The sequence below is a fragment of the Aestuariibaculum marinum genome (assembly GCF_014596975.1).
In the GTDB taxonomy this organism is placed as follows: Bacteria; Bacteroidota; Bacteroidia; order Flavobacteriales; family Flavobacteriaceae; genus Aestuariibaculum; species Aestuariibaculum marinum.
Genome location: NZ_JACVXD010000015.1, coordinates 19,842 through 28,293, shown reverse-complemented (window position 1 = coordinate 28,293; position 8,452 = coordinate 19,842). Strand labels below are relative to the sequence as shown.

The following is an 8,452-nucleotide window of genomic DNA, read 5'->3' as shown; positions in this document are numbered from 1 at the left end:
AAACTATATGACAACTCAAATGACTAACTGTATGAGATCCTCTTCGCTGATATTCTGACATATCATAAAGATATAATTTTTATATCACTAAAGTGCTGCAATGAAATTGCAGGGTTTTAGACCCTAATTTGAAACCAATTAACACATGAAACACACTCCGCTTTTTCGGAGTGTTTTTTTTGAAGAAAGCAGAACGCAATAAATGGTTTTATAAAAGAGATTTAATTCAGTATATTTAAAGAAAAGCAAATTAAAGCACCTCACATTGGCTAAACCCAAAAACACACCTATAATCTGGCAACTTTCTATTATTAATTTACTTAATAATAAAACCTTAATCACCGGAGTCATTTTAAAAAAAGCCCCAACAGTTCTCAATAAAAATGTCGGGATTTTAAAGAATTTAAATCATGTTTTGAAGACATATTTTAGGAAACCTTTTTCAAACAAGCCTATTCTTATAAACACAAAAAACGAGTCCTTTGAAACCAAAACCGATGCTCATGGTGGATTCCAATTAACTTTAGACCAGTCAATTCAACTCCCGATATCTATAACAAATAATGGTTCGACTCTTAAAAGTGTTCAAAATTACCCTATTAGCTTCGCTGAAAACAATAGTGCTTTTGGCGTAATTTCAGATATTGACGATACCCTAATAAAATCCTATACGGCTAATAATTTAAAACGCATTGGCACCATTTCGTTCACACCTCCCCAAAGAAGACAACCTATACAGTTCACATTAAATTTCCTTGAATCCATAAATAAGACAAAGTCCAACATTTATTGTGTTTCAAAAAGTGAAAGCAATTTATTCAGTCTTTTAAATTACTTTATTCAATTAGACCACAAACTACCTGAGGCGCCTTTATTTTTAACACCATACCTTAGTTTAAAACAATTAATATTTGATAAAAAGCCCAAAGATTTCAAGTATCAAACGATAACCAAAATTTTAAATTTAACTCAGCAAAAATTCATTCTTATTGGAGATGACACGCAACGCGATATGATTATATACTACCATATTGCCAGTAAGTATCCTGATCGGATTTTAAAAATATATATACGTCAAACCAAGCATCAAAGGAAAACTCATCAGCAGAATATGTGGCTAAAATTACAACCCCTAAGTACTCCGAGCTACTACTTTAAAACAGATACCTCTATCGATTTCGAGCAAGAAGTTTCAAACTTAAAAACCATGGCCTTATGAAACTACTTTTAGTCGTCAACCCAATTTCGGGAGGTATAGACAAAGAAGCATTTTTAAAAAATGCTATAACTATTTGTGAGAAATACGGAATAAATTATCACATTTTTAAAACCAGTGGTAAAGCTGACCAACAAAAATTAACCGATATTATTAACACCTTTAAACCTACAAAAGTAGCATCAGTAGGTGGAGATGGCACAACCTTATTTACCTGCACTGCTTTGCTTCATTCAAACATTCCAATGGGAATTATTCCCTTAGGTTCGGCAAATGGCATGGCCGAAGAGCTATTTGTAAACCCCAAACCAGAAGAAGCTCTTAAAGACATTATAATGTCTGAAGTTATTGGTCATCTCGATATGGTTCAGGTTAATGACAATAACTTCTCTATACATATTGGTGATGTCGGCCTAAATGCTCAAATTGTTAAAGGTTACGACAAAGATGTTAACAGGGGTATAACCACCTATGCTAAATACTTTATAAAAGAACTAAACAGTATTAAAACCTTTGATATAAAAATAGAAGCAAACGGCGAAACTATTAATGAACCAGGAATCATGCTAGGCATATGTAATTCCCGAAAGTACGGCACAGGCGTCCCATTAAACGCCAACGGAAACCCCATGGATGGTATGTTCGAAATTGTTTTGGTAAAAAAAATGGATGTTAATATTTTAGCAAAAGCAGGGCTCTCAATTTTTAGCGATAGTTTTATAGACAATGAAAATGCATTGGTAATAAGTACCACCGAAGCTAAAATTACCTTCAATCAAGAGAGAACCTTGCAATTAGACGGTGAAATAGTTGGTGCATTCAGCACATTAGATATAAAAATAATAAAGGGAGCTGTTAAATTCATCACCCACAGCAATAACCCCTATTTAAAACGTTAAAAAACAATAAATTCATTTAAATAATTCTGCCTTTTTAGTTTTATAACATTTCATTAACTTAATGATTTCAAAATTGGCAAGACATTTGAAAGACATAGAAAATAACTTTAAAAACATTTGAGATATGTCATTACTAAAAACCATGTTACCTATAACCATTATAGCCACACTTTTTACATCTTGTAATTCTATAAAAACAACCACCTACTGGGTAAACAGTATAAAAGTAAACTGTAGTTCCGGAGCAGGTAAAATGCAGTGTTTACAAGTTTATAAAGGTGTTGATGTTGACAAAGCAACCTGGAGTACCTTTTATGCACCAATTGAAGGTTTTGAATTTGAATTTGGAAGTTTCCAAAAAATTGAAGTTACAGAAACTCAGTTAGACCCTAAGGATGTTCCTGCCGATGCTTCATCAATAAAATATAAGTTAGTTAAAGTATTAGAAAAAAAACAGGACCCTAAAATGGCTTTAAACGATATTTGGACAGTAACGAAAATTAATAATTCTGCCATTGGCAAAACAAGACAAATTCCTAGTTTGGAAATCAATATTTCTAAAATGCAAGTTTCAGGTACCGATGGCTGCAATAACTTTACCGGAGACATTAAAAATATTACAGCGAGAAATATTGAATTCGGGCCAATTGCTTCAACCAGAAAAATGTGTATGGATATGTCGATTCCTAATGCTTTTAATAAAGCTTTAAATGCATCGGTTAGTTATAAAAAAGAAGCATTAAGCTTAACTTTTTTCGATACCGAAGGCAATGAAACGCTTACTCTTAAAAAGATAGATTAAAACGGTAAGTTCTCTTATATTTGCCCTAAAAAAATTTTATGAAAAAATTATTTGCATTTGCTACTGCATTGGTCTTGTTTGTGTCGTGTAGTAGTGATGATGCCCCTGTGGATTACAGTCTTCAAAATGACGAAGACATACAGGCATACATCACCGAAAACAATTTAAATGCTGAGAAAACAGCAACAGGGTTATATTACGTTATCGAAGAACAAGGTACCGGAGAAATGCCTGAAAGCGCCACAGATCGCGTAAAAGTAATTTATAAAGGTTACCTAACCAATGGAGAAGTATTTGACGAAAGCGCTGAAGGCGCTTCTTTCCTGCTTCAATATGTTATTCCAGGTTTTGCAGAAGGCTTAACAAAGTTTAATGAAGGTGGACGTGGTAAATTATTAATTCCTGCGCATTTAGCTTACGGTAGCAATAATTACAACGATATTCCTGCGGGATCTGTTATCATATTCGACATTGAATTAGTTTACGTGAATTATAAAACTGAAAACGACATTCAAATTCAAGAGTATTTAACAGAAAATGAAATAGAAGCGCAAAGTACCGATTCTGGTTTGTATTATACAATTACCGAACCTGGTACCGGGGCCTACCCAACAACAACCGATAATGTTACCGTAGCTTACACCGGCTACTTCCTTAATGGGGAAACATTTGATGAAAGCACACTATCTGGGGTTAGTTTTGATTTAGATCAAGTTATTGAAGGATGGAAAGAAGGTATTCCTTATTTTAATGAAGGTAGCAAGGGCACGCTTTTTGTTCCTGCTCATTTAGGTTATGGCAACTTCGATTATTATACCATTCCCGGAGGCTCTGTTCTTTTATTCGATATAGAATTAAAGTCTGTAAACTAAATTTTAATACTTGAAAAATGCAAAAGTCACCGTGAATTCATGGTGACTTTTGCATTTAAAAAAGCTTCTTACTAATACGTAAGAGGCACCTCCATTTAACACTTAATCCAAAAACAACTATTAAATATAGAGGAGATTTTATTCATTAGAAATCGATTGTTACAGAGCTTGCGCCAAGGACAGCCGTTGAATACATAGGTGCATAATTCCCTCCAGACATTGGCATTTCAAAAATTAACAACTTTTGTTGAGCTCGCTCAGCTACAAAAATGGCTCCCTTATCTGGACTTACGGCAACGTCTACAGGATTTCCTAACTCGGTCATATCACCTTCAATACGAATTTGATCGTCCATCATTAGCATTCCACTATCCATAGCAGCCATAAACTTACTTGAAAAATCATGTATTATAACCAAGGCTCCATCATCGGCAACTCCTGCAGACCCTATATCAGTTAATACCATCGTATCAGTCATAGCATCATAATCTAAACCATGCGTACGTACTAATCCTTCAATAGCCACTTTGGCGGTATACATTAAATCTCCGCTTTTAGCATTGTGGAAATTTTCAAAATATACCAGATTACTAGTCACATCTTCTATAGCCCATAAATCTTTACCGTTTACATGTACATCCCAAACCTCAAAACCTACTTGGTATTGTCTGAAATCTGTAATTACATCTTCATTAACATGATAACTGGCAAGTTTACCAGATGTTACATCATCTACAACAACTACCTTATTATTGTATAATGTAGAACCTCTACCGTTTTCAAAAGTTGAAGGTCCCATTGCTGTTGGCATTATAGCATCTCCATCCATAGTTTCAGCAATATTTGATAAAGCAACCAAAGCTTTATCTGATCTATTTACCTGATAAATAGCATCACGATTAGCATCATACTCTACCCCATCGGCATCCATATAAGGCAGACCTAAAGACTTCATACTTGGCATTTCTAAGCTTTCGTTGATATTAAAAATACTTAAGATCCCAGAGGTATTTGAAGAGACATAAACCGAATGTCCTTTCATTTTTTCAGACATCTTAGCCAATTTACTTGCCATACTATTATAACCATCCATGGATGTACCATCAACAGATTCGGTTTGACAATTAGTAAGTGTTAAGGCCATAAAGCCACATGCGAATAATTGAATTGCTCTCATAATATATAATTTATTGATTAATAACTATTTCAATATTCGGGGCGTACCGAGACTTACGTAAAAAAGGCATATGCGGTTTTAAATTTGTATATCTTTTTCAAAATGATAAATTTTGGTACCTTAGAATCATATAAAAACAAAAGTTTATGCAGGTAATAGCTACTAATATTGCAACACCAACCACAATAATCTGGAAAAATAAACAGGAAACTACAGGTATCTATAAAACCCCAACTACTGCTCCTATTTTTTTAGGTAAAAGTGATGTAAAAAATGATAGTGTTATAGACAGAAAATATCATGGTGGTGAATTTAAAGCCTGTTATTTGTTTTCTGAAAACGAATACGACTATTGGAAGTCGATTTACCCAAATCTAGATTGGACTTATGGTATGTTTGGTGAAAATATTACGGTAAAAAATCTTGATGAATCCGAAATATTTGTTGGTGATATTTATAAAGTTGGAGAAGCTACTGTACAAATTACAGAACCTCGAGAACCCTGCTGGAAATTAGGGGTTAAATTTGGTTCTCAAGATGTCCTTAAACAGTTTATTGAACGTGGTTTTTCAGGAACCTATATTAGAGTTTTAAAAGAAGGCTATGTTACTACTGGAGACATATTTCAGCTTATTGAACGGGATGAAAACAGTATAAGCGTTTATCAATTTTTCGATTTACTTTATAATCCTAACAAAAACCAGGAATGGCTTAATAAAATCATTAAAAGTTCTTCTATTCCTGAGAAAAAAAGAGAAAAATTAAAAGGCTTTATTAATCCGTAGAATTCTAAAACTCATATTCCCTAATCATGATATTTTTTGTATATTTAGATTATGCGAACACTACCTAAAAAATTAAAACTTCAGCATTTCAAAGACGTTTATATTTTAAATAAACCAGAATCTTTTAGTGCCATTTTTGACGAGGTTAACTATTCAGAATCCTTAGTTACTACCTCCTGTGTAGATTGCGCCTTAGTGTTTGTAGATACTAAAGAAGAGTTTGTAAACCAAATGCTAACACTATTTCCTCGTCTATTAGACTCCTCTATCCTTTGGGTATTCTATCCCAATGAAACGACGATTAGTGAAATTTCTAAGCTACACATTGAATTTGACTGGGATTTTCTGGGGGATTACCGATTAAAGCCAACAAAACTACTTTCTGTAGATGATACCTGGAACGCTATCAAAATAAAAAAAATCCTCATTTAAAATTACCTTATCTTTGTGGCACAAAATTATACTATGTCATTTAAAGACTTACAATTAAATAAACCCATTTTAAGAGCCATTGCCGAAGCCGGTTACGACAACCCCACTTTGGTTCAGGAAAAAACCATTCCATTTGTTTTAGAAAAGAAAGATGTTATTGTATCGGCACAAACCGGAACAGGAAAAACTGCTGCTTTTGCACTTCCTATTTTGCAATCCCTTTTCGATTACCAAGATGCGCCTAAAAACGGAAAAAAAATTAAAGCTTTAATTGTAAGTCCAACCAGAGAACTCGCTGTTCAAATTTTTGAAAACTTTAAAACTTACAGCACGTATACTAATTTAAGAACTGCTGTAATTTTTGGGGGCACATCTATCGAGCCTCAAAAGGATATTTTAAATAAAGGTGTTGACATTTTAATAGCCACTCCCGGCAGGCTTTTAGATTTACACAAACAAGACATTGTTAACCTCGATTATGTTGAGACCCTAGTTTTAGATGAGGCCGATTTAATGTTAGATATGGGCTTTATTGACGATGTTAAAAAAATTGAACGTCTGTGTACAAAAGAGAAACAGATTTTATTGTTTTCAGCAACGATTCCTTATAAAGTAGAACAGTTAGCAAACACTATTTTAAAAGCGCCTGAACGTATTGAAGTCGCTCCAAATTCTTCAACCTCAAGAAACATCAATCAGGTGTTATATTACGTCCCGAAACGTAATAAAATTGAATTGTGTTTACATTTACTAAGAAACACCATAAAGGGAAGTATTATTATTTTTAGACGCACCAAATTTGGCGTTGATAAACTGGAAAAAACCTTATTAAAAAACGGTTATAAAGTAGATAGTATCCATGGTGACAAAACCCAAAACCTACGTCAGGAAGCCTTAAATAAATTTAAAAATGGTTACGTAAACATCTTAATCGCCACAGATGTTGCTGCCCGTGGTATTGATATTAACGAATTGGATGCCGTTATCAATTTTGATTTACCCAACATTCCTGAAACCTACGTACACCGTATTGGTAGAACGGCAAGAGCAGGAAAAAGCGGAACAGCATATTCTTTATGTTCTGCAGATGAAAAAACGTATATTAAAAACATTCAACAGCTTATTCAATTACAACTGGATGTTGTTGAAGACCATCCATACCCTTTAGATCCAAAAGCAAAACCCATAGTTCATAAGTCAAATAAAACGGGAAGCAAACATAAAAAGGGACGTAAGAGTGAGGCTTCTAAAAAGAAAAAGAAGCGTTGGTATTAACTTACTTAACTGGAAAATCGAAATAAGTAGCTGGAAACGGCTCTTTCCTTAAGGTAAAATGCCACCATTCTTTTGGATAATTTCTGAAACCATGTTTTAGCATAACCGTTTGCAATAGCTTTCGGTTAGCTTTTTGTTTTTCCGTGATATGACTGTAATTAACCCATGAAGCTTCTCCGAAAAAATCAAAATTACTGCCCATATCTAAAGGTTGTCCTGTATTCCCGTCTATAATCGTTAAATCCACCGTACTCCCCTTGCTATGTCCAGAGCGCGTTGCAATATATTCTTCTTTAAACAGGTGCTGTTTTGCAACGTCAGGATAAAACCTATGCTTGTTTATGGTATCATTTAAATCCTTAGCCCAACTCATAAAATGGTTAACCGCTTGTTGAGGTCTGTAACCATCAAATACCAATAAACATAAATTATGACTTTGTAATTCCTCCTGCACTTGTTTTAAAGCTAAAGCTGCTTGTTTTGTCAGGATTAATTTATTGGTTAGATAGCCTTCAACCGGCTTTCCTACAAAATTATTTGAGGAATAATATCTCAAATCCACATCTAAATCCGGAATAACCTCTTTAGCATATACAAAGCCTTCTGGCAGTTGGGCAAATGAAAATGAAACACAGAAAAGAAAAAAGAGTTTAACAAAGCAATTCATGCTTGCTAAAATAGTTAAAATACAGGGATCTCAAACTATGGTAAACAAAAAAACCGAGTTCCCTCAAACTCGGTCTTTTCTAATTTGCTTTTATATTACGATGTAGATTTAGGGTTTCCTTAATAACAACATAATGCAAATATTAATTAATTAATCCATTGAACTAAAAAGTATATTATTTAGTACACTTCAAAGATATAATTATTAAACATTACTAAACGACAAAATACATTAATATTCGACGAAATACATAAAATTTTAACATTTAAGGATTAAAATAAGTGTTTTATCGACGAAATACACTTTTTAGAATTATAAATTACCTCG

The 8,452-nt window shown here is 33.5% G+C and carries 9 protein-coding genes; 7 read left to right on the top strand and 2 right to left on the bottom strand.

The genetic code is table 11. The features are described from left to right. The first annotated feature begins 265 nt into the window (after positions 1-265). The 4 genes from ICJ85_RS15525 (at position 266) to ICJ85_RS16710 (ending at position 3,789) form a co-directional block, all read left to right on the top strand. A complete protein-coding gene (locus ICJ85_RS15525) occupies positions 266-1,219 on the top strand; it encodes a phosphatase domain-containing protein (RefSeq protein ID WP_188224719.1) in 954 nt (317 codons plus the stop codon). Then, positions 1,216-2,115, top strand: coding sequence for a diacylglycerol/lipid kinase family protein (locus ICJ85_RS15520; protein ID WP_188224718.1), 900 nt, complete (start codon positions 1,216-1,218; stop codon positions 2,113-2,115). Before ICJ85_RS15525 ends, ICJ85_RS15520 begins: the two co-directional genes overlap by 4 nt. A gap of 124 nt (positions 2,116-2,239) precedes the next feature. Then, positions 2,240-2,917 (top strand): DUF4377 domain-containing protein, encoded by a 678-nt coding sequence (locus ICJ85_RS15515; protein ID WP_188224717.1) that lies wholly within the window; start codon positions 2,240-2,242, stop codon positions 2,915-2,917. A gap of 38 nt (positions 2,918-2,955) precedes the next feature. Continuing rightward, positions 2,956-3,789 carry an FKBP-type peptidyl-prolyl cis-trans isomerase gene (locus ICJ85_RS16710; RefSeq protein WP_188224716.1) on the top strand — a complete coding sequence of 278 codons (834 nt, stop codon included), beginning with the start codon at positions 2,956-2,958 and terminating at the stop codon, positions 3,787-3,789. Positions 3,790-3,934: 145 nt separating this feature from the next. Here the strand turns inward: ICJ85_RS16710 and ICJ85_RS15505 are convergent, their stop codons facing one another. After that, positions 3,935-4,966, bottom strand: a complete 1,032-nt coding sequence (locus tag ICJ85_RS15505; RefSeq protein ID WP_188224715.1) for a hypothetical protein — start codon at positions 4,964-4,966, stop codon at positions 3,935-3,937. Between the two features lie 146 nt (positions 4,967-5,112). Here ICJ85_RS15505 and ICJ85_RS15500 point away from each other — a divergent pair, with 146 nt between their 5' ends. The 3 genes from ICJ85_RS15500 to ICJ85_RS15490 are packed head-to-tail and all read left to right on the top strand — an operon-like array spanning position 5,113 to position 7,458. After that, entirely contained in the window at positions 5,113-5,751 is a 639-nt protein-coding gene (locus tag ICJ85_RS15500) for an MOSC domain-containing protein (RefSeq protein ID WP_188224714.1), read from the top strand. A 51-nt stretch (positions 5,752-5,802) separates the two neighbouring features. Continuing rightward, positions 5,803-6,183 carry a hypothetical protein gene (locus ICJ85_RS15495; RefSeq protein WP_188224713.1) on the top strand — a complete coding sequence of 127 codons (381 nt, stop codon included), beginning with the start codon at positions 5,803-5,805 and terminating at the stop codon, positions 6,181-6,183. Between the two features lie 33 nt (positions 6,184-6,216). Continuing rightward, positions 6,217-7,458: a DEAD/DEAH box helicase gene (locus ICJ85_RS15490; protein ID WP_188224712.1), complete on the top strand. Its 1,242-nt coding sequence runs from the start codon at positions 6,217-6,219 to the stop codon at positions 7,456-7,458. Between the two features lies 1 nt (position 7,459). Here ICJ85_RS15490 and ICJ85_RS15485 read toward each other — a convergent pair whose 3' ends face one another. Then, positions 7,460-8,125 carry a M15 family metallopeptidase gene (locus tag ICJ85_RS15485; protein WP_188224711.1) on the bottom strand — a complete coding sequence of 222 codons (666 nt, stop codon included), beginning with the start codon at positions 8,123-8,125 and terminating at the stop codon, positions 7,460-7,462. Positions 8,126-8,452: the final 327 nt, after the last annotated feature.

What these genes read in the sequence shown, in the direction of transcription:
- ICJ85_RS15520 (WP_188224718.1), top strand. Translation starts at nt 1,216, where the DNA reads ATGAAACTACTTTTAGTCGTCAACCCAATTTCGGGAGGTATAGACAAA.
- ICJ85_RS15515 (WP_188224717.1), top strand. Translation starts at nt 2,240, where the DNA reads ATGTCATTACTAAAAACCATGTTACCTATAACCATTATAGCCACACTT.
- ICJ85_RS16710 (WP_188224716.1), top strand. Translation starts at nt 2,956, where the DNA reads ATGAAAAAATTATTTGCATTTGCTACTGCATTGGTCTTGTTTGTGTCG.
- ICJ85_RS15505 (WP_188224715.1), bottom strand. Translation starts at nt 4,966, where the DNA reads ATGAGAGCAATTCAATTATTCGCATGTGGCTTTATGGCCTTAACACTT.
- ICJ85_RS15500 (WP_188224714.1), top strand. Translation starts at nt 5,113, where the DNA reads ATGCAGGTAATAGCTACTAATATTGCAACACCAACCACAATAATCTGG.
- ICJ85_RS15495 (WP_188224713.1), top strand. Translation starts at nt 5,803, where the DNA reads ATGCGAACACTACCTAAAAAATTAAAACTTCAGCATTTCAAAGACGTT.
- ICJ85_RS15490 (WP_188224712.1), top strand. Translation starts at nt 6,217, where the DNA reads ATGTCATTTAAAGACTTACAATTAAATAAACCCATTTTAAGAGCCATT.
- ICJ85_RS15485 (WP_188224711.1), bottom strand. Translation starts at nt 8,125, where the DNA reads ATGAATTGCTTTGTTAAACTCTTTTTTCTTTTCTGTGTTTCATTTTCA.